The following is a 20,390-nucleotide window of genomic DNA, read 5'->3' on the forward strand; positions in this document are numbered from 1 at the left end:
CGCAACGCCGTGGTAAATCGACGCCCGATGCCAGGGCGTCGGCATCGGTCAGGTCAGGGAGGACATCGCCCGGCGATAGCGCTGTTCCAGCGTCTCCCGGTTGGTGGCGGTCACTTCCAGATTGCGCAGCCGCCCATCCTGAATACCGTAAACCCATCCGTGGATGGTCACTTTCTGGCCGCGTTTCCACGCCGACTGCATGATGGTGGAGTGGCCGAGGTTATACACCTGCTCAACCACGTTGATTTCGCACAGGGTATTCAGGCGCTGTTCGGGAGGCAATTCTCCCAGCAGCGAACTATGCTTGTACCACAGATCGCGGATGTGCAGCAGCCAGTTGTTGATCAATCCCAGTTCGGGGTTTTCCACCGCCGCCTGGACGCCGCCGCAGCCGTAATGGCCGCAAATAATGATATGTTCGACCTCCAGCACCTCGACGGCGTATTGCACCACGGAAAGGCAATTCAGGTCGGTATGAATCACCAGGTTGGCAACGTTGCGGTGCACGAACAGTTCGCCCGGTTCAAGGCTGGTGAGGCTCTCTGCCGGCACGCGGCTGTCCGAGCAGCCGATCCATAAAAAACGGGGGCGTTGCGCCTGCGCCAGCCGTTCAAAATAACCCGGATCCTCTTCCACCATGGTTTCTGACCAGCGTTGGTTATTGGCGATAAGCGTTTCGATTTCTTTCATGAAAGTAAATGACCTGTAACAAACAAAGGGCGGTGAGAGGTAATATAGGACAACAATCGTCGTTTGAAAAACGATAGTTTAGGAATTGAAACTGTAGAACTTACTGATAATAGGGCAACGCATTTTTTATGACATATGCACTGGAACTGGCGCAGCTGACCAAGACCTACCCAGGGGGCGTCAGGGCGCTGCGCGGTATCGATCTGCGCGTTAAAGCAGGCGATTTCTACGCGCTGCTGGGGCCGAACGGCGCCGGGAAGTCCACCACCATCGGCATCATCAGCTCACTGGTCAATAAAACCGCCGGAAAGGTTCAGGTATTCGGTTACGATCTCGATCGCGACGTGGTCAACGCCAAGCGTCAACTGGGGCTGGTGCCGCAGGAATTCAACTTTAATCCGTTTGAAACCGTGCTGCAGATTGTGGTCAATCAGGCGGGTTATTACGGCGTCAAACGTCAGGACGCTCTGCAGCGGGCGGAAAAATATCTGCGGCTGCTGGATTTATGGGAGAAGCGCAACGAGCGGGCGCGCATGTTATCCGGTGGGATGAAGCGTCGCCTGATGATTGCCCGCGCGTTGATGCATGAGCCTAAATTACTGATCCTTGATGAACCCACCGCCGGGGTGGATATCGAACTGCGCCGCTCCATGTGGGGATTTCTGAAAGAACTCAACGCGCAGGGCACGACCATTATTCTGACCACCCACTATCTGGAAGAGGCGGAAATGCTCTGCCGCAACATCGGTATTATCCAGCATGGCCAACTGGTGGAAAATACCTCCATGAAGCACCTGCTTTCCAAGCTCAAGTCGGAAAACTTTATTTTCGATCTGGCGGCGAAGAGTCCGTTGCCGAAGCTTGAGGGATATCAGTATCGCCTGGTGGATACCTCAACCCTGGAAGTGCAGGTTATGCGCGAGCAGGGGCTGAACGGCGTGTTCAGCCAGTTGAGCGCGCAGGGCGTTCAGGTATTGAGCATGCGCAATAAAGCCAACCGGCTGGAAGAGCTGTTTGTCACCCTGGTGAACGGCAATGGAGGGAAAGCATGATGCGGTTATATTGGGTGGCGTTGCAGAGTATTTGGTACAAAGAGGTGCATCGTTTCGGCCGTATCTGGATCCAGACGCTGGTCCCCCCCGTCATCACCATGACGCTCTATTTTATTATCTTCGGCAATCTGATCGGTTCCCGCATCGGGGAGATGCATGGCTTTGATTACATGCAGTTTATCGTTCCCGGACTGATTATGATGTCGGTGATCACCAATGCCTACGCCAACGTGGCCTCTTCCTTCTTCAGCGCCAAGTTTCAGCGCAATATCGAAGAGCTGCTGGTGGCGCCGGTGCCGACGCACGTGGTGATCGCGGGTTATGTCGGCGGCGGCGTGGCGCGCGGCATTTGCGTCGGCGTGCTGGTGACGGCGGTATCGCTGTTTTTCGTGCCGCTGCATATTCACGCCTGGTGGGTGATTGTTTTGACGCTGGTGCTGACGGCGGTACTGTTCTCGCTGGCGGGGCTGCTGAACGCGGTGTTCGCCAAGAGCTTTGACGATATCAGCCTGATCCCGACGTTTGTGCTGACGCCGTTGACTTATCTCGGCGGGGTATTTTATTCGCTGACGCTGCTGCCGCCGTTCTGGCAGGCGGTATCGAAGCTGAATCCGGTGGTTTATATGATCAGCGGTTTTCGCTACGGTTTCCTGGGGATCCAGGACGTGCCGCTGGCCTTTACCATGGCGGTGCTGCTCGCCTTTATCGCGGTGTTTTATCTGCTGGCATGGTGGCTGATTGAACGCGGGCGCGGACTGCGCAGCTGAGCCGCGGATGCAAAGCAAAGGCGGTGTCGCCACCGCCTTGTCATATCACGCCACCTGTACCGGTATCGCCTTGGCCTGGCGCTGTAGCTGGTTGTCGCCGGAGAAGTAAGCCACCCTGGGGTGATGTTCCCGCGCCTGCTCGTCGGACATCTGCACATAAGAACAGATGATCAGCTTGTCGCCGACGCAGGCGCAGCGCGCGGCGGCGCCGTTTACCGAAATAATCCGCGAACCGCGTTCTCCGGCAATGGCATAGGTTGAGAACCGCTGGCCGTTATCCACGTTGTAGATATCGATGGCTTCGTATTCCAGTATGCCCGCCGCATCCATAAAATCCTGATCGATGGCGCAAGAGCCTTCGTAGTGCAAATCAGCCTGGGTTACCTTTACCCGATGCAGTTTGCCTTGCAGCATGTTACGTATCATTGTTCATCACCTCGACTTATCCCTTTCATCTTTCAAGCTGCATCTGTGTTGGCTTCCTTCTTTCACCCCAGTCACTTACTGGCGTAAGCTCCTGGGGATTCATTCAGTCGCCGCCTTGATGCAACTCGAAATCTATTGGGTTTATACGGTCAAATCGACCTGCTGGTTATCAATTAATCGCGCTTTACCCAGCCAGGCGGCCATTAAAATCACCGCGCGGGTGCTGGCCGGCGTCAGTGGCTGCAGTGTATCAGCATCGCGGATAAACAGCTTGTCAGGGGTAAAACCGGCCTGTTGCAGCGCCGTGTCCGCCTGGGCGAGCAAGGTATCTATCCGGCGATCGCCGGCCGCCATTTTTTGCGCCACGGTCGCCATGATTTGATTCAGGCGCGGGGCGATCTGGCGCTGCTCGGCGCTGAGGCGGCCGTTGCGCGAACTGAGGGCCAGCCCGTCTTTGGCGCGCACAATCGGCACGCCGATAATGCTGACGTCATAGCCCATATCGCTCACCAGCCGGCGGATCAGCGCCAACTGCTGATAATCTTTTTCGCCGAAGCAGGCCACATCGGGCTGCACCAGGTTAAACAGTTTGCTGACGATGGTGGCGACGCCCCGAAAATGACCGGGACGGCTGGCGCCTTCCAAAATAGCGGAAAGACCGGGAACGTCGACGAAAGTCTGCTCTTCCAGCCCGTTCGGGTAGATCACCTCGGGACCGGGCGCGAAAACCAGATCGACGCCGCGGCGGGTCAGCTTCTCGCAGTCTTCCTGCAACGTGCGCGGGTAGCTGGCCAAATCATCCGGCCGTTCAAACTGCATCGGGTTGACGAAAATACTCACCACCACCAGGTCAGCGCGTTCTCTGGCCTCATCGACCAGTTTCATATGCCCGTCGTGCAGGTTGCCCATGGTGGGCACCAGGGCAATACGTTTCCCCTCCTGGCGCCAGCGGCGGATTTCACGGCGCAGCAGCAGAGGGGTTTCAATAATCAGCACTCCTATGTACTCCTTAATGCTTAACAAACGCAGCCGATCTTAATGAAAAGAATGTTCTTCGGCCGGATAAATACCCTGTTCGACTTCCTGGACGTAAAGACGCGCCGCGGCGCGAATGTCGCCGCTCTGCGCCAGGAAGTTCCTGGCAAACTTCGGCGTTTTTTCACCGGTGATGCCAAAGGCATCGTGCATCACCAGAATTTGCCCGTCGGTCACGTTGCCCGCGCCGATGCCGATAACCGGAATGGCGAGCGCGTCTGTGATGCGCTTCGCCAGCGCCACCGGCACGCACTCCAGCACCAGCAGCTGCGCGCCGGCCTGTTCTATGGCGCGCGCATCGTCAAGCAGTTGGTTGGCGGCGGCCTCGTCCCGGCCCTGGATCTTATAACCGCCGAAGATATTGACGGACTGCGGCGTCAGCCCTAAATGCCCGCAAACGGGCACGGCGCGTTCGGTCAGCATCCGTACGGTGGGGGCCAGCCAGCTTCCGCCTTCCAGCTTCACCATATTGGCGCCGGCGCGCATCAGCTTCGCCGCCTGGTCGAACGCCTGTTCCGGCGTGGCGTAGCTCATAAACGGCATATCGGAGAGCAGCAGGGCCAGGGGCGCGCCGCGGCGCACGCAGCGGGTGTGGTAAACCATATCATCGATGGTGACGGGCAGGGTGGAGTCATGTCCTTGCAATGTCATACCCAGCGAGTCGCCAATCAGCATTACCCGGATACCCTGTTCAAAGAATAAACGGGCAAAGCTGGCGTCGTAAGCGGTAATTGAAGCGAATTTCCGCTGCTCTTGTTTCCATTGGCGCAGGTGGGATATGGTCGTTGGTTTCATGGCGGCTTTCCTAAGTCAATAGGGTAAAGATTAAAAAAGTATTCTAATGGATGCCGTCAGGGAGTGATAGCGATCGCGCCTTCACTTTGACACATGACGCTATCGGGAATCGGGCGTTTCATCCCAGAGAATCAAACCATTGCGATTCACGCTAAGCAGGCGATAAGCGAGGGGTTCGCCGTCGGGAAAAATCAGTTCCGGGGCGATCTCGGCCAGTGGATACAACATAAATTCGCGGTTTTTCATATCGTAGTGGGGAACGGTCAGACGCGGCGTGGCGATGACTTCGTCGCCGAACAGCAGAATATCCACATCCAGCGTGCGCGGCCCCCAGCGCTGCGCTTTACGTACCCGTCCCTGTTCCCGTTCAATCGCCTGGGTATGATCCAGCAGTTGCTCGGCGCTCAGATCGGTCGTCAGCTCCGCCACGGCGTTCAGATAGTCGGGCTGATCCTGCGGGCCTAACGGACGGCTGCGGTAGAAAGAGGAACAGCGCGCCAGCCGGGTCTGCGGCAGGTTATCCAGCGCGCTCAGGGCGGCGTGAATCTGTTGCAACGGCTGCGCCAGATTACTGCCCAGGGCCAGATAGACGCGCGTCATCAAGCTTTTTCCCGCGCGGCGGCCGATTTGCGCGGACGCCGCGGGCGGGAACGGCGGTGCGGCGTCGGGCCGTCGTCCAGCGAGCCCAGCATTGCCTGCTGACGCGGCGGCGGTGCCACCTGAAACTCGCCCCACCATTGGGCCAGACGTAATAACTCCTGATGATTTTCGATCTCCGCGCGCAGGCAAAGCAGATCGTAGGCGGCGCGGAATTTGGGATGCTCCATCAGTTTATAGGCGCGTTTGCCCTGACGGCGCGACAGGCGCAACTGCAGCAGCCAGATGTCGCGCACTAGCGAAGTAATACGTTTGGGGATCGCCAGCGAGCGGCATTGTTCGTCCAGAATGTCGTTCATCGCCAGAGCGAAGGCATCGAAATAGGCCAGGCCGCTTTCCTGCGTCAGTTTTTGTGCGTGCTCAATCAGCGGATACCACAACATGGCGGAGAACAGAAACGCCGGATTAACCCGCATATCATTTTGCAGACGCCGATCGGTGTTTTTCAGCACCTGCGCCACCATCCGTTCCAGCGTACTGTCGCCGGTTTCGGTAAAGTTATTGCTGATTAACGGGAAAAGCGGCTGGAATAGCTGATATTCGCACAGCATTTTATAGGTCGCGTAGCCGTAACCGGTCTGCAGCAGCTTCAGCGACTCCTCAAACATCCGCGCCGCCGGGATATCGTGCAACAGGGCGGCCAGGCGGGGAATCGGTTCGGCGGTTTCAGGGCTGATGGTCATATCCAGCTTGGCGGCGAAGCGCACGGCGCGCAGCATGCGCACCGGGTCTTCACGGTAGCGGGTTTCCGGATCGCCGATCATGCGAATAACGCCCTGGCGCAGATCGTTCAGGCCGTCGGTATAGTCCCGTACGGTGAAATCGGCAATGCTGTAATACAGGCTATTGATGGAGAAATCGCGCCGCTGGGCGTCTTCTTCAATGGAGCCGAAAATATTGTCGCGCAGCAGCATGCCGCTCTGGGCCTGCTGGGCGGAGTTCTTGATTTCCTGCTGTTCCTGATGCTGCTCATGGTGACCGCGGAACGTGGCAACCTCGATCACTTCCGGTCCGAACATGACGTGGGCCAGCCGGAAACGGCGCCCCACCAGACGGCAGTTGCGGAATAGCTTGCGCACCTGCTCCGGCGTGGCGCTGGTGGTGATATCAAAATCTTTAGGCCTTTTGCCCAGCAGCAGGTCGCGCACGCCGCCGCCGACCAGATAAGCCTCATAGCCCGCTTTGTTCAGGCGATAAAGTACTTTCAGCGCGTTCTCGCTGATCTCTCGGCGTGAAATATTATGCTGGTCGCGCGGGATAACCGTCATATGCTGACGCGGCTCCTCGGCTTTGACCACTTCGTTCTCACGATTCAGTACCTTACGGCAAAAATTAGCGACTCGGGTAAAGATAATACACCTCGATAGTGATGAATAATAAAAGTAAAAGCCCAATAAAAAATTTCCGGGAGAAATTTTTAACGTCGCTCCCAGCGACGGCCCGCAAGGGGGGCGGGCAGGGATAGCCCGCCATAAAAAATTTCCGGGAGAAGTTTTTGACGCCGCACCGGCGACGCGCCATAAAAAAATAGCGGCTAATCATAGCTCACCGGACCCGGTTTGAGAATGCCGATGTGAGTTCAGGCCGGTTTTTGCCGTTTGCGGCGGGATGCGGGAGAGCGTCCAATGGGCGACGGACCAGGCAAGCAGCGCCGGGAGCGTCAGATCTTGCCAGCTTTCCGGCAATGGCTGATGCAGAAACCGCAAGGCGGCTATCAATACCGGGCGCGGGTCGCCGTTTGGCAGCGCCGGGGCATGGTTTTGTTTGGAGAGTTTATCCCCGCCGGCATTCAGTACCAGCGGCAGATGGATATAGGAAGGCTGATGATAACCCAGTTGGCGGTATAGCGAGATCTGCCGCACGGTAGGCGCTATCAGATCGGCCCCGCGGACGATCTCCGTGACGCCCTGCGCGTGGTCGTCGACCACCACGGCCAGATTATAGGCGAAAAGCCCGTCGCGACGATGAATAATAAAGTCTTCGCCCGCGAATGCCGTATCGGCGAAAACCTCTCCGCGCAGTCCGTCGTAAAAGTGCAATACCGGCGCGGTTTGTCGCAGGCGTATCGCGGCGTTTTTCGCGGGTAAGCCGCGCTCCCGGCAGCGGCCGTCATAATGCCCGCCTGATTGCTGGATCCGGCGGCGGGTACAGGTGCAGTGGTAGCTTAATCCCCGTAGCTCCAGCCAGCGGAGCGCCTCTTGATAAAGCGCGTGGCGCTGTGACTGATAGACGACTTCGCCGTCCCAATACAGGCCGTAATGTTCTAACTGGGAGAGAATGCGGGCTGCCGCGCCGGGGATTTCACGGGGAGGATCGAGATCTTCAATGCGAACCAGCCAGCGCCCGTGCTGAGCGCGAGCCTGGAGATAACTGCCGAGAGCGGCAATCAATGAACCGAAGTGCAGGTCGCCGGACGGAGAAGGGGCAAAACGACCGATGTAGTGATCTGTTTGGGACATAAAAATAATAACGCCGTCATACCTTTTATCTTGCGGACTGCAAGGATAAAACAGCGGAGAACGCTCTGTTTCGAGCGCTCAGACGGACTCCCGCGAAACCTGGCCCAGGGGGTGAAAACCCTACCCGCGGGGCCAGGCTTTAGGATGAACGATTATCCTGCCATCTGCTTTTCGCGTATTTCTGCCAGCGTTTTGCAGTCAATACACAAATCAGCCGTCGGACGGGCTTCCAAACGACGGATGCCAATCTCCACGCCGCAGGATTCGCAATAACCGAAGTCTTCGTCTTCGATTTTTTGCAACGTTTTGGCGATCTTCTTGATCAGCTTCCGTTCGCGATCGCGGTTGCGCAGTTCGAGGCTGAACTCTTCTTCCTGAGCTGCACGATCCACCGGATCGGGAAAATTGGCTGCTTCATCTCGCATATGCGATACAGTACGATCCACTTCATCCCTGAGTTGGTTGCGCCATGCTTCAAGAATACGCTTGAAATGAGCCAGCTGGGCGTCGTTCATATACTCTTCGCCCGGCTTCTCCTGGTACGGCTCTACTCCGGCAATTGCGAGAATGCTCAGAGAAGATGTCTTACGGTTTTGCCCTTCTTGCATGTTGCTTCTCCTACATAACACGACACGCACTATACCCTTCTTACTTGAGGTCGCAGCCTGGCTGCAACGCCAATTACCTTGGGTATATCGATCCCCTAAGGGGGAAAAACAGGCCGCTATAAATAGCAGATGAAGATTGGGTTGGCAATGGTTCCTGACACCGGCCTGATAAAGTGTGAGGAACAGCGTATTATCATCGGATGATAAACAACGTGTTAGCGTGTTGTGCCTGGGCACTTTATTTACCATTTATACCGTAACAAATAACGGCAATTGATGCGTAAGCTTGATGCTGTCAGGGGTTAATATGGAGCCATAACATAGAATTTCAACCCCCTGCCGTTGTGCGGCCATCAATAATTCGGCGTAGCGCGGGTCGATATGCCGGGCGGGAGAGACCTGTTTGATCCCCGAGTGAAGCACGGCGAAAAACAGCACCGCCCGCTCGCCGTTGGCGACCACCTGTTGCAGTTCGCGCAGGTGCTTTTGCCCCCTGAGAGTTACCGCATCCGGGAAATAACCACATCCATGTTGCAACAATGTGACGGATTTCACCTCAATATAGCAGTTAATCCTGTCCGGCGCCTGTAACAGCAGATCGATCCGGCTGTTTTCCGCGCCGTACTTCACTTCGCTTTTGCAAGAGGTATAACCCGCCAACGCCTCTACCCGACCTTCCAGCAGGGCCTCATGCAATAACGTATTGGCGCGCAGCGTGTTGACGCAAATCCAGTCGTTCTGCTGCGTCTCGGTCAGTTCCCAGCTGTGCGGGTATTTGCGTTTGGGGTTATCGGAGGTGGAGTACCAGACGGTATCGCCGGGGGTGGCGCAGCCGGTCATGGCGCCGGTATTGGCGCAGTGAAGGGTGAGCGTTTCTCCCTCCGGGGTCGCCACATCGGCAAGAAAACGTTTGTAACGTTTAATTAGTCGGGCCGGCCGTAAGCGGGGCGTGTATTGCATCCGTATCCTATTTTTGTTTGGTCAGCGGCCAGCTTGCCAGCGTCTGATAGCGGGTTTTGCCATTTTCAAACAGCGATTGATAGAGTGAAAAATGGCGCACGGGTAGCGACCAGCTGAAATCGGCGGGCGGCAGGGCGACGGCTTTGGTGGCGCCGCGCAGCAGGGTGATATGGGGATGGAAAGGTTGCGCGCTCTGATAGCAGCCGTTGCGTGCCGCCTGCGAGCGCAATAAATCAGCCAGCTGCAATAATCCGCGCGGCGCCTGCCGGCACCCCATCCAGACCACGCCGGAGCCTATCCACTGGCCCGCATCGTTCAGCGTCACGGTGAATTCCGGCTGGCGGATGCGTCCCGCCAGCGCACGCAGAGCCTGCTCTTTGGGTTCGCTGACCTCACCAAGAAAGGCCAGCGTCAGATGGAGGCTGGCGGCGGCGACCGGACGACCGGCCTCCGGCGCGAAGCGTGCGGCGCGCCAGCGGATAATCTCCTGCCGGGTATCTTCCGGTAGCGATAAGGCAAAAAACAGGCGGCGGGTAGGGTGCATGTCGATCTCTTAAGTTCTGATTCCATCCGATGCTACAATGCCTGCCGCTGAAAGTTAACCGTTATGGAGATTTCTGTGATTTTACCGCCCGTCAGTGCCGTGCTGGATGAAGTGATAAGCGCGCTGCACGCATCGCCTCAGGTTCTATTGCATGCGCCGACCGGGGCGGGGAAATCGACCTGGCTGCCGTTGCAACTGCTCCGTCAGGGCAATCTGGGCGGCAAGATAATCATGCTGGAGCCGCGGCGGCTGGCGGCGAAGAGCGTCGCCTGGCGTTTGGCGCAGCAGTTGGGCGAGGAGCCGGGGCAGACGGTGGGCTATCGGATGCGCGCGGAAAGCCGCGTCAGCGCCGCCACCCGCCTGGAAGTGGTCACCGAAGGGATGCTGACGCGGCAGCTGCAACAGGATGCCGAACTGAAAGGCGTGGCGCTGGTGATTCTGGATGAGTTTCACGAGCGCAGCCTGCAGGCCGATCTGGCGCTGGCGCTGCTGCTGGATGTGCAGCAGGGGCTGCGTGACGATTTAAAGCTGCTGATCATGTCCGCCACGCTGGATAACGCCCGGCTGGCGGCGCTGCTTCCTGATGCGGCGGCGGTGGTCTCTGAAGGGCGCAGTTATCCGGTGGAACGGCACTATTATCCGTTAAATAGCCACGAACGGCTGGAAGAGGGCGTGGCCCGTCAGGTCAGACGGCTACTGACCGAACAGCAGGGATCGCTGCTGCTGTTTTTACCCGGCGTGGCGGAAATCAAACGGGTGCAGGCCTTGCTGGCGGGCAGCGTGACGGACGACGTGGATCTGTGCCCTTTATATGGCGCGCTGACCCTGGAGGAGCAGCAGAGGGCGATTCTGCCGGCGCCGAACGGGCGCCGCAAGGTGGTGCTGTCGACCAATATCGCCGAAACCAGTCTGACCATTGAAGGGATCCGGCTGGTGGTGGATTGCGGGCTGGAACGGGTCGCGCGCTTTGACGTTAAAAGCGGTTTAACCAGACTGATCACCCAGCGCATCAGTCAGGCGTCGATGGTGCAGCGCGCCGGACGCGCCGGCAGGCTGAGCGCCGGCATCTGCTGGCACCTGTGTTCCCGTGAACAGGCGGAGCGCGCCGCCGCGCAAAGCGATGCCGAGATACTTAACGGCGATCTCGGCAGTCTGTGGCTGGATCTGCTGCAATGGGGATGCCACGCCGCCGAGCAGCTGATCTGGCTGGACGCGCCGCCGCCGCCCGCCCTGCAGGCGGCGCGTCAGCTGTTGCGTCAACTGGGGATCGCCGACCGGGATGATCGGCTGACGCCCGCCGGGCGAAAAATGGCCTCGCTGGGGTGCGATCCGCGGCTGGCGGCGATGCTGACGGCGGCGGCGGAGCAGGGCAACGATGCGCTGGCGACGGCGGGCTGTCTGGCGGCGATGCTGGAAGAGCCGCCGCGCGGCGGTTCGCTCAATCTGCTCGACTGGCTGCACCGTCCTCAGCCGCACTGGCTGCGGCGCTCGCGACAGCTTACGCGCCGTTTGTCGGCGGCGCCGGGCCGTATCGATGCGGGATGGGCCGCCTGGCTGCTGGCGCAGGGCTTCGCCGATCGCATCGCCCGGCGGCGCGCTCAGGACGGCCGCTATCAGCTGGCGAACGGCAGCGGAGCGATGATGTCGCCGGACGAGGCGTTGTCCGGCACGGAGTGGCTGCTGGTTCCCACTTTATTGCACAACGGCCATAATGCGGATGCGCGCATCCTGCTGGCGCTGCCGCTGGATATCGAGCGCCTGGAACGGCAGTTGCCCGGTCTGGTCGGCGAACATAACCTGGTGCAGTGGGACGAAGAAAAAGGTACGCTGCGCGCCAGCAAACGCCATCAGATAGGTTGTCTGACGCTGCGGCAGCGGCCGTTAAGCAAGCCCTCTGACGAGGAGCTACAGCAGGCCTTGCTGGCCTGGCTGCGCGAGCAGGGGCTGTCCGGCCTGAACTGGGATGCGGCGGCGTTGCAGCTGCGCGCCCGGCTGCAGTGCGCCCGCCAGTGGCTGCCGGAGGCGAACTGGCCGCCGGTGGATGACGACACCCTGCTGGCGACGCTGGAGCGGTGGCTGCTGCCGTCCCTGTCGGGCGTGCGCGACCTGCGGGCACTGCGCCAGATTAACCTCGGCGAGGCGTTAATGCGTTTGCTGGACTGGCCTCTGCGCCGGCGGCTGGACAGCGCGCTGCCCACTCATTACACCGCGCCGGGCGGTAGCCGGCTGCCCATCGCCTATTATGAGGATAAGCCGCCGGTGCTGGCGGTGCGGATGCAGGAAATGTTTGGCGAGCGGCAAAGCCCGCTGCTGGCGGAAGGACGGGTCGCGCTGGTGCTGGAGCTGTTATCGCCGGCGCAGCGGCCGTTGCAGATTACGCGCGATCTGGCCGCATTCTGGCAGGGGGCGTACCCCGAGGTGCAAAAAGAGATGAAAGGGCGCTATCCCAAGCACGTCTGGCCGGACGATCCGGCGAATGCGCTCCCGACCCGGCGCACCCGGAAATATCAGAATCACTAATTTCAGACGTTTCCGCTTCCTTGCAAACGGCGGTGGAAACAGAGTAGGCGGCTTGAGCGAACAGCCGGTGGCCGTTAATAACCAGACGGAGAAGCAACAGTAATGTCTCGGGATGACCGCGAACCTATCGGGCGCAAAGGAAAGGCGTCGGGACGGAAACCTGCGCGCAGGCAGGCAGTTCGGCGCCGCAGGGATGACGACTATGACGATGATTATGAAGACGATTATGACGATTATCAGGACGACTATGACGACGATGGCTATGATGACGAGGGCGGGATGACGCGCAAATCGCGGAATAAACGACGGAGTTGGCTGGGGCTTTTCATCAAGCTGTTTCTGGTGTTTGCCGTATTGCTGGCGATCTATGGCGTCTATCTGGACAGTCAGATCCGCAGCCGCATTGAAGGAAAAGTGTGGCAACTCCCGGCCGCGGTGTACGGCCGCATGGTCAATCTTGAGCCGGGGATGGCCTATAACCGCAAAGAGATGGTCGGCCTGCTGGAAGGGATGCAGTATCGTCAGGTTACCCGCATTACCCGCCCCGGCGAATTCAGCGTGCGTGGCAACAGCATTGAAATACTGCGGCGCCCGTTTGATTTTCCCGACGGTAAAGAGGGGCAGATCCGCGCCCGCCTGACGTTCAATAACGATCGTCTGGCGCAGATCCAGAATCTGGATAACCAGCGCAATTTCGGCTTCTTTCGTCTCGATCCGAAGCTGATCACCATGATGCAGTCGCCCAACGGCGAGCAGCGCCTGTTTGTGCCGCGTACCGGTTTTCCCGATCTACTGGTGGATACGCTGATCGCCACGGAAGATCGTCATTTCTATGAGCATGACGGCATCAGCCTGTACTCGATCGGCCGCGCCTTCCTGGCCAACATCACCGCCGGTCGGGCGGTGCAGGGCGGCAGCACGCTGACGCAGCAGCTGGTGAAAAACCTGTTCCTCACCAATGAGCGTTCACTGTGGCGTAAAGCCAACGAAGCCTATATGGCGCTGATCATGGATTATCGCTATAGCAAGGATCGCATTCTGGAACTGTATCTCAACGAAGTGTACCTCGGTCAGAGCGGCAGCGATCAGATCCGCGGCTTTCCGCTGGCCAGCCTTTACTATTTCGGCCGTCCGGTGAATGAACTGAGCCTCGATCAGCAGGCGCTGCTGGTGGGGATGGTGAAAGGCGCGTCGCTGTATAACCCGTGGCGTAATCCTAAAATCACCCTGGAACGCCGCAATCTGGTGTTGCGCCTGCTGCAGAATCAGCAGGTGATTGACGTCGAACTGTATAACATGCTGAGCGCGCGTCCGCTGGGCGTGCAGCCGAAAGGGGGCGTCATCAGTCCTCAGCCGGCGTTTATGCAACTGGTGCGGCAGGAGTTGCAACAGCGGCTGGGGGATAAAGTCAGCGATCTCTCCGGGGTGAAGGTGTTCACCACCCTCGATCCGGTCTCGCAGGACGCCGCGGAAAAAGCGGTGGAAGAGGGGATCCCGGCATTAAGGGCCGCGCGCGGCGTTAACGATCTGGAGACGGCGATGGTGATCGTCGATCGCTTCAGCGGTGAAATTCGCGCCATGGTCGGGGGAGCGCAGACGCAATACGCCGGGTTCAACCGCGCCCTGCAGGCGCGTCGTCCCGTCGGGTCGCTGGCCAAACCGCCCACCTACCTGACGGCGCTGAGCCAGCCGGATACCTATCGGCTTAATACCTGGCTGGCGGATGAGCCGCTGTCGCTCAAGCAGCCCAACGGCCAGCTGTGGCAGCCGAAAAACTACGATCGCCAGTTCCGCGGACGTGTAATGCTGGTTGACGCGCTGGCGAACTCGCTCAACGTGCCGACGGTGAATCTGGGGATGGCGGTGGGACTGGATCAGGTTACCGCCACGCTGAAACGGCTGGGGGTTCCTGAAAACGTGATCTCGCCGATGCCTTCGATGCTGCTGGGGGCCATCAGCCTGACGCCGATGGAAGTGGCGCAGGAATACCAGACCATCGCCGGCGGCGGCAACCGCGCGCCGTTGTCGTCCCTGCGTTCGGTGATTGCCGAAGACGGCACGGTGTTGTTCCAGAGTTTCCCGCAGGCCGAGCGCGCGGTTCCCGCCCAGGCGGCCTACCTGACGCTTTACGGCATGCAGCAGGTGGTGGCGCGCGGCACTTCACGTTCGCTGGCGGTCAAGTTCCCGAACTATCATCTGGCCGCGAAGACCGGCACCACCAACGACCTGCGCGATAGCTGGTTCGCCGGGGTGGACGGCAAGGAGGTGGCGATAAGCTGGGTCGGGCGTGACAACAACGGGCCGGCGAAGCTGACCGGCGCGAACGGCGCCTTGACCATTTATCGCCGCTATCTGGAAAACCAGACGCCGCTGCCGCTGATGCTGACGCCGCCGGAAGGCATAACCACCATGACGGTGGATGCCGGCGGCAATTTTGTCTGCAACGGCAGCAGCGCCGGGCGGGTTTTACCGGTATGGACGGATAATCCGCAGGCGCTGTGTCAGGCCAGCCAGCCGCAGCCGGCGCAGCAAAACGGCGAGGGCGTGGCGGACTGGATCAAGGAAATGTTCGGTCAATGATTTTTCTTCCTCTCCCCCGGTTCGCCGGGGTTTTTTTTCCGCTTGCCGGTGATGTTTCGGCGTCTTCGTTATTTATTCCCGCGGTGTAAATTCCTTGCGGAGCGCATTCCGTTACGCCTATCATGCAACCTTTATAATAATCATTATCATTGTCTTTTATCTTGATAACCATTAGCCGCCTTGATTCCAGGCCGGCGGTGAAATCCAAAACGTTATGCAAAACCAACATGCACTGCCCGATACTACCTTCAGGCTGGACGATGTCAGCTTTACTATCGCCGACCGCGCGCTGCTGCGCCCGCTGACCCTGACTTTTCCCGTGGGGAAGGTCTGCGGTCTGATCGGACACAACGGCTCCGGCAAATCCACCCTGCTGAAAATTCTTGGCCGCCACCAGCCGGCCAGCGGCGGCTCGGTGTGGCTGGGCGAACGCTCCCTCGACCGCTGGGACAGTAAAGCCTTTGCCCGTCAGGTGGCCTACCTGCCGCAACAGCTGCCTGCGGCGGAAGGCATGACCGTGCGCGAACTGGTCGCCATCGGGCGCTATCCGTGGCACGGCGCCCTGGGGCGTTTCGGCGGTGCCGACCGGGAAAAGGTCGACGTGGCGATTAGGCTGGTAGGGTTGAAATCCTTCGCCAACCGTTTGGTGGATAGCCTGTCCGGCGGGGAGCGGCAGCGAGCCTGGCTGGCGATGACCGTGGCGCAGGACAGCCGTTGCCTGTTATTGGACGAGCCGACGTCGGCGCTGGATATCGCGCATCAGGTCGAGGTGCTGGCGTTGATCCAGCGGATGAGCCGGCAGCGGGGATTGACGGTGATCGCCGTGTTGCACGACATCAATATGGCGGCGCGTTATTGCGATTATCTGGTGGCGCTGCGCGGCGGTGAAATGATTGCGCAAGGCGAGCCTCTGGCGCTGATGCAAGGTCCGGTGCTGGAAAATATTTATGGTATTCCCATGGGAATATTGCCTCATCCCGGCGGTGGCGCGCCGGTAAGTTTTGTTTGCTGACTATGTCTTATCCATTATCGTCCGGCCGCAGCGCCGATATGGTGCGCCGCCGTCTGCTGACCGCGCTGGCGCTTTCCCCGCTTCTCTATTCCGCCGCCGGCCGTGCCGCGGCCTATCCCGATCTGCGGCGTATCGTGGCGCTGGAGTGGCGGCAGGTTGAAATGCTGATGGCGTTGGGGATCGCGCCGATGGGCGTCGCGGATATCCATAATTACCGCCTGTGGGTGGCGGAACCCGAACTGCCGCCGGGGGTGATTGATGTCGGTTTTCGTACCGAACCGAACCTGGAACTGCTGGCCGAACTTCGCCCCTCGCTGATTCTGCATTCCGAAGGCTACGGCCCGTCGGCGGAGAAGCTCGTCCGTATCGCGCCGGCGATGGGGTTCGGTTTTAACGATGGAACCGGCAAGCCGCTGGCGTTGGTGAAGCCCTCGCTGGAGAAGCTGGCGGGCGCGCTGGGCATACCCGAGGCGGCGAACCGGCATTTACGGCAGTTCTCCGAATTTATGCAGCAGGCAAAAACGCGTTTACAGCCTTATACCCGTCGCCCGCTGCTGCTGTTTACCCTGCTGGACCTGCGCCACGCGGTGGTGATCGGCAAAAACAGCCTGTTTCAGGAAGTGATGGATGAAGTCGGGATAGAGAACGCCTGGCGCGGCGAAACCAGTTTCTGGGGCAGTACGATTATCGGCATTGAACGTCTGGCCGAGATTGAACACGCCAACGCCCTCTGCTTCGATCACGGCGACGACGCCGTCATGGCGCAGCTGGCGGACAGCCCGCTGTGGCAGGCGATGTCGTTTGTGCGTCAGCGGCGTCTGCAGCGGATACCTCCGGCCTGGCTGTATGGCGCCACGCTGTCGGCCATGCGTTTCTGCCGCCTATTGGAACAGGCTCTGGAGGCGCGGCGTGGCGTTAACTAAAAACCGCATGTTGCCCGTTCTGCCGATCGGTTTTTTGCTGGCGGCGGCGCTGGCGCTGGGCGCTTACAATTTGCAGCGTCAACTGCCCGCGGCGCTGTGGTGGCAGGGGTTATGGCAGCCCTCCGCCGAGGATATCCGCCAACTGCTGTTTCACTATAGCCTGCTGCCGCGCATGGCGCTGGCGCTGCTGGTGGGGGCCGGGCTGGGATTGAGCGGGGTGCTGTTTCAACAGGTTTTGCGTAATCCGCTGGCGGAGTCCTCGACGCTGGGGATCGCCACCGGGGCGCAGCTGGGCATTACGGCCGCCACGCTGGCGGCGCTGCCCGGCGGCGTGTTTATTCAGCAAATAGCGGCGATGATCGGCGCGTTGGCGGTTGGCGCGCTGGTGTTCGGCGTCGCCTGGGGAAGACGTCTGTCGCCGGTTACGCTGATTCTGGCCGGGCTGGTGGTGAGCTTTTACTGCGGCGCGCTCAACCAGCTGCTGGCGCTGTTTTACCACGACCAGCTACAGAATATGTTCCTGTGGAGCAGCGGGGTGCTGAATCAGCAGGACTGGAGTAACGTGCGCTTTGTCTTTCCGCGTCTGCTGATCTGTTTCTGCCTGGCGTTACTGCTGCTGCGTCCGTTAACCCTGCTGGGGCTGGACGACGCCGTCGCCGGCAATCTGGGGCTGGGGATATCGCTGGCGCGGCTGGGCGCCCTCGGACTGGCTATTTTCCTCAGCGCGCAGCTGGTCAACGCGGCCGGCATTATCGGTTTTATCGGCCTTTTTGCTCCGCTGCTGGCCAAAATGCTGGGCGCCAGGCGTTTACTGCATCGACTCTGGCTGGCCCCGTTGCTCGGCGCCTTATTGCTGGGCGTGACCGATCAAATCGTCATCTGGCTGAGCGGCGTATGGCTCGAGGTGCCGACCGGCGCGGCGACGGCGGTGATTGGCGCGCCGCTGCTGCTGTGGCTGCTGCCGCGTTTGCGCACCGGCGGGCAGCCTTCGATGATGGAACCGGGCGGAATACGGGAGACGGAGCGGCGCCGGTGGGGATGGTGGATGCTGGCGGGCGGCGCGCTGTTGATCGCCGTGGCGTTAATCGCGCTGACGCTGGGGAAAAACGCGCAGGGCTGGCAGTGGAGCGGCGGCGATCAGCTGACGCAGCTATTGCCGTGGCGCTGGCCGCGCGTGCTGGCGGCATTGGCCGCCGGGGTGATGCTGGCGGTGGCCGGCACGCTGATACAGAAACTGACCGGCAACCCGATGGGCAGCCCTGAAGTGCTGGGGATCAGTTCCGGCGCCTCCTTCGGCGTCATCATACTGCTGTTCTTCGTACCCGGCGACGCCTTTGCGTGGCTGATCCCGGCCGGAAGCGCCGGCGCCGCGGCGGCGCTGCTGGCGATGGTGATGATTGCCGGGCGCGGCGGATTTTCCACCCAGCGCATGCTGCTGGCCGGTATCGCCCTGAGCATGGTGTTTGGCACGGTGATTACGCTGCTGTTGGCCAGCGGCGATCCGCGCGTGGCGAGCGTGCTCACCTGGCTGTCCGGGTCCACCTATAACGTGGAAGGGCCGGATGCCGTGCGATCCGTCGTTATCGCCGTATTGCTGCTGCTGATAGTCCCGCTGTGCCAGCGCTGGCTGCGTATTTTGCCGTTAGGCGCCGCCACCGCCCGCTCGCTTGGGGTGGCGGTTACCCCGGTGCGTCTGCTGGTGCTGCTATTGGCCTCGGTACTGACCGCCACGGCGACGTTAATCGTCGGGCCGATGAGCTTTGTGGGACTGATGGCGCCGCATCTGGCGCGCATGATGGGGTTCAGCCGCATCATGCCGCAGATCTGCGCTTCCGCGCTACTTGGCGGGGGGCTGATGGTGTCGGCCGACTGGTGCGGGAGAATGTTGCTGTTCCCGAACCAGATTCCGGCCGGGCTGCTGGCGACCTTTATCGGCGCGCCCTATTTCGTTTATCTGCTGCGCCGGCAGGCCCGGTAAAGCCCCACGAGCCCCACGGGGTGGGGCTTAATGGGCAATTTATTACAGCCGGGAAAAGGAACGATGCGCGGCTTCTATCGTGCGTTCAATATCCTGCGGGCTGTGCGCCAGCGACATAAAGCCGGCTTCAAAGGCGGAAGGTGCCAGGTAGATCCCTTCCTCCAGCATCAGATGGAAGAAGCGCTTGAAACGCGCTACGTCGCTGGTCATCACCTCCTGATAGCAGGTGACGCGCTCGGCGTCGGTGAAGAATAGCCCGAACATCCCGCCGGCCTGATTAATAACCAGCGGAATATTCGTCGCCTGCGCCGCCGCGGACAGACCCGCCGCCAGCTGTTCCGTCAGTGCGGTCAGCTTCTGATGCACGCCGGGTTTGGCGACTTCGCTCAGGCAGGCGAAACCCGCCGCCATGGCTATCGGGTTGCCGGACAGTGTTCCCGCCTGATAAACCGGACCGGTGGGGGCCAGCGCCTGCATCACGTCGCGCCGGCCGCCGAAAGCGCCCACCGGCATGCCGCCGCCGATGATTTTCCCCAGACAGGTCAAATCCGGCACGACGCCGTAGTGCGCCTGCGCGCCGGCAAGGGCGACGCGAAAACCGGTCATCACTTCGTCGATAATCAGCAGCGCGCCGAATTCGTCGCACAGCGCGCGCAGCCCCGGCAGAAAATCCGGCAGCGGCGGCACGCAGTTCATATTTCCGGCCACGGGTTCGACGATAACCGTGGCAATATCGTCCGGATATTGTTCAAAGGCGGCGCGTACGGAAGCCAGATCGTTATAGGTGCAGGTTAGGGTATGGCGGGCGAAATCCGCCGGTACGCCCGGCGAATTGGGCTGCCCCAGCGTCAGCGCGCCGGAGCCGGCTTTCACCAGCAGGCAGTCGGCATGTCCGTGATAACAGCCTTCGAATTTGATGATTTTGTCGCGTCCGGTAAATCCCCGCGCCAGGCGGATTGCGCTCATGGTTGCTTCGGTGCCGGAGTTAACCATGCGCACCATGTCGATGGTCGGCACCAGCGAGGTCACCAGATGCGCCATGCGCACTTCCATTTCCGTCGGGGCGCCGAAGCTCAGCCCGCGCTCGGCGGCGTCAATCACCGCCTGACGAATGGCCGGATGGTTATGTCCCAGCACCATCGGCCCCCAGGAGCCGACGTAATCGATATAGGATTTTCCGTCGGCATCGTAAAGATAGGCGCCGTCGGCCCGTTCGATAAACAGGGGAACGCCGCCCACGCCGTTAAACGCCCGAACCGGCGAGTTCACCCCGCCGGGAATAAGTTGCTGCGCCGCGGCGTACAGACTTTCTGATTTGTTCATTAAGCGGTTCCTGACCTTGCATATAGCGTGGAAAATAGTGCCATTCTAATGAACTGGGCGC

At 60.1% G+C, this 20,390-nt stretch carries 18 protein-coding genes; 7 read left to right on the forward strand and 11 right to left on the reverse strand.

The window, feature by feature from the left end; genetic code table 11:
- Positions 1-48: 48 nt before the first annotated feature.
- On the reverse strand, positions 49-690 hold the full coding sequence (gene can, locus MFP24_RS02440; protein WP_249229036.1) for a carbonate dehydratase: 642 nt from the start codon (positions 688-690) through the stop codon (positions 49-51).
- 128 nt (positions 691-818) lie between these two features.
- Between can and MFP24_RS02445 the strand changes: the two genes are divergently transcribed.
- Both MFP24_RS02445 and MFP24_RS02450 read left to right on the forward strand, forming a co-directional pair.
- Positions 819-1,742, forward strand: a complete 924-nt coding sequence (locus MFP24_RS02445) for an ABC transporter ATP-binding protein (protein WP_249229035.1) — start codon at positions 819-821, stop codon at positions 1,740-1,742.
- A complete protein-coding gene (locus tag MFP24_RS02450) occupies positions 1,739-2,509 on the forward strand; it encodes an ABC transporter permease (RefSeq protein WP_249229034.1) in 771 nt (256 codons plus the stop codon). Before MFP24_RS02445 ends, MFP24_RS02450 begins: the two co-directional genes overlap by 4 nt.
- 45 nt (positions 2,510-2,554) lie before the next feature.
- On the opposite strand, the gene panD is transcribed toward MFP24_RS02450, so the two are convergent.
- The 9 genes from panD to thpR all read right to left on the reverse strand — a co-directional run bounded on the left by panD (position 2,555) and on the right by thpR (position 9,993).
- Entirely contained in the window at positions 2,555-2,935 is a 381-nt protein-coding gene (gene panD / locus MFP24_RS02455) for an aspartate 1-decarboxylase (RefSeq protein WP_009111795.1), read from the reverse strand.
- Between the two features lie 141 nt (positions 2,936-3,076).
- Positions 3,077-3,931, reverse strand: a complete 855-nt coding sequence (gene panC / locus MFP24_RS02460) for a pantoate--beta-alanine ligase (RefSeq protein ID WP_249229033.1) — start codon at positions 3,929-3,931, stop codon at positions 3,077-3,079.
- Positions 3,932-3,970: 39 nt separating this feature from the next.
- Positions 3,971-4,765: a 3-methyl-2-oxobutanoate hydroxymethyltransferase gene (gene panB, locus MFP24_RS02465; RefSeq protein WP_249229032.1), complete on the reverse strand. Its 795-nt coding sequence runs from the start codon at positions 4,763-4,765 to the stop codon at positions 3,971-3,973.
- A gap of 99 nt (positions 4,766-4,864) precedes the next feature.
- Complete coding sequence (gene folK, locus MFP24_RS02470; protein ID WP_249229031.1) at positions 4,865-5,365, reverse strand: 2-amino-4-hydroxy-6-hydroxymethyldihydropteridine diphosphokinase; 501 nt, start codon at positions 5,363-5,365, stop codon at positions 4,865-4,867.
- Positions 5,365-6,774 (reverse strand): polynucleotide adenylyltransferase PcnB, encoded by a 1,410-nt coding sequence (pcnB, locus tag MFP24_RS02475; protein WP_249229062.1) that lies wholly within the window; start codon positions 6,772-6,774, stop codon positions 5,365-5,367. Before pcnB ends, folK begins: the two co-directional genes overlap by 1 nt.
- 186 nt (positions 6,775-6,960) lie before the next feature.
- Positions 6,961-7,881 (reverse strand): tRNA glutamyl-Q(34) synthetase GluQRS, encoded by a 921-nt coding sequence (gluQRS, locus tag MFP24_RS02480; protein WP_249229030.1) that lies wholly within the window; start codon positions 7,879-7,881, stop codon positions 6,961-6,963.
- A gap of 152 nt (positions 7,882-8,033) precedes the next feature.
- Positions 8,034-8,489 (reverse strand): RNA polymerase-binding protein DksA, encoded by a 456-nt coding sequence (gene dksA, locus MFP24_RS02485; protein WP_136168102.1) that lies wholly within the window; start codon positions 8,487-8,489, stop codon positions 8,034-8,036.
- Positions 8,490-8,738: 249 nt separating this feature from the next.
- Complete coding sequence (gene sfsA, locus MFP24_RS02490; RefSeq protein WP_249229029.1) at positions 8,739-9,449, reverse strand: DNA/RNA nuclease SfsA; 711 nt, start codon at positions 9,447-9,449, stop codon at positions 8,739-8,741.
- A gap of 7 nt (positions 9,450-9,456) precedes the next feature.
- On the reverse strand, positions 9,457-9,993 hold the full coding sequence (thpR, locus tag MFP24_RS02495; protein ID WP_249229028.1) for an RNA 2',3'-cyclic phosphodiesterase: 537 nt from the start codon (positions 9,991-9,993) through the stop codon (positions 9,457-9,459).
- Positions 9,994-10,068: 75 nt separating this feature from the next.
- On the opposite strand from thpR, the gene hrpB reads away from it, so the two are divergent.
- From hrpB to fhuB, 5 genes are all read left to right on the forward strand, one after another.
- Entirely contained in the window at positions 10,069-12,513 is a 2,445-nt protein-coding gene (hrpB, locus tag MFP24_RS02500) for an ATP-dependent helicase HrpB (protein ID WP_249229027.1), read from the forward strand.
- Between the two features lie 102 nt (positions 12,514-12,615).
- On the forward strand, positions 12,616-15,093 hold the full coding sequence (mrcB, locus tag MFP24_RS02505; protein WP_249229026.1) for a bifunctional glycosyl transferase/transpeptidase: 2,478 nt from the start codon (positions 12,616-12,618) through the stop codon (positions 15,091-15,093).
- 214 nt (positions 15,094-15,307) lie between these two features.
- Complete coding sequence (gene fhuC, locus MFP24_RS02510) at positions 15,308-16,105, forward strand: Fe3+-hydroxamate ABC transporter ATP-binding protein FhuC (RefSeq protein ID WP_249229025.1); 798 nt, start codon at positions 15,308-15,310, stop codon at positions 16,103-16,105.
- 2 nt (positions 16,106-16,107) lie between these two features.
- Entirely contained in the window at positions 16,108-17,028 is a 921-nt protein-coding gene (gene fhuD / locus MFP24_RS02515) for a Fe(3+)-hydroxamate ABC transporter substrate-binding protein FhuD (RefSeq protein WP_249229024.1), read from the forward strand.
- 7 nt (positions 17,029-17,035) lie between these two features.
- Positions 17,036-19,006: a Fe(3+)-hydroxamate ABC transporter permease FhuB gene (fhuB, locus tag MFP24_RS02520; protein ID WP_249229061.1), complete on the forward strand. Its 1,971-nt coding sequence runs from the start codon at positions 17,036-17,038 to the stop codon at positions 19,004-19,006.
- Positions 19,007-19,048: 42 nt separating this feature from the next.
- Here the strand turns inward: fhuB and hemL are convergent, their stop codons facing one another.
- On the reverse strand, positions 19,049-20,329 hold the full coding sequence (hemL, locus tag MFP24_RS02525; protein WP_249229023.1) for a glutamate-1-semialdehyde 2,1-aminomutase: 1,281 nt from the start codon (positions 20,327-20,329) through the stop codon (positions 19,049-19,051).
- Positions 20,330-20,390 lie beyond the last annotated feature (61 nt).

This window comes from Brenneria tiliae (assembly GCF_023347575.1).
In the GTDB taxonomy this organism is placed as follows: Bacteria; Pseudomonadota; Gammaproteobacteria; order Enterobacterales; family Enterobacteriaceae; genus Brenneria; species Brenneria corticis.

Bases quoted from the DNA above. Each gene is read 5' to 3' on its own strand.
- can (WP_249229036.1), bottom strand. From the start codon at position 690: ATGAAAGAAATCGAAACGCTTATCGCCAATAACCAACGCTGGTCAGAA.
- MFP24_RS02445 (WP_249229035.1), top strand. From the start codon at position 819: ATGACATATGCACTGGAACTGGCGCAGCTGACCAAGACCTACCCAGGG.
- MFP24_RS02450 (WP_249229034.1), top strand. From the start codon at position 1,739: ATGATGCGGTTATATTGGGTGGCGTTGCAGAGTATTTGGTACAAAGAG.
- panD (WP_009111795.1), bottom strand. From the start codon at position 2,935: ATGATACGTAACATGCTGCAAGGCAAACTGCATCGGGTAAAGGTAACC.
- panB (WP_249229032.1), bottom strand. From the start codon at position 4,765: ATGAAACCAACGACCATATCCCACCTGCGCCAATGGAAACAAGAGCAG.
- folK (WP_249229031.1), bottom strand. From the start codon at position 5,365: ATGACGCGCGTCTATCTGGCCCTGGGCAGTAATCTGGCGCAGCCGTTG.
- gluQRS (WP_249229030.1), bottom strand. From the start codon at position 7,881: ATGTCCCAAACAGATCACTACATCGGTCGTTTTGCCCCTTCTCCGTCC.
- dksA (WP_136168102.1), bottom strand. From the start codon at position 8,489: ATGCAAGAAGGGCAAAACCGTAAGACATCTTCTCTGAGCATTCTCGCA.
- sfsA (WP_249229029.1), bottom strand. From the start codon at position 9,449: ATGCAATACACGCCCCGCTTACGGCCGGCCCGACTAATTAAACGTTAC.
- thpR (WP_249229028.1), bottom strand. From the start codon at position 9,993: ATGCACCCTACCCGCCGCCTGTTTTTTGCCTTATCGCTACCGGAAGAT.
- mrcB (WP_249229026.1), top strand. From the start codon at position 12,616: ATGTCTCGGGATGACCGCGAACCTATCGGGCGCAAAGGAAAGGCGTCG.
- fhuC (WP_249229025.1), top strand. From the start codon at position 15,308: ATGCAAAACCAACATGCACTGCCCGATACTACCTTCAGGCTGGACGAT.
- fhuD (WP_249229024.1), top strand. From the start codon at position 16,108: ATGTCTTATCCATTATCGTCCGGCCGCAGCGCCGATATGGTGCGCCGC.
- fhuB (WP_249229061.1), top strand. From the start codon at position 17,036: ATGTTGCCCGTTCTGCCGATCGGTTTTTTGCTGGCGGCGGCGCTGGCG.
- hemL (WP_249229023.1), bottom strand. From the start codon at position 20,329: ATGAACAAATCAGAAAGTCTGTACGCCGCGGCGCAGCAACTTATTCCC.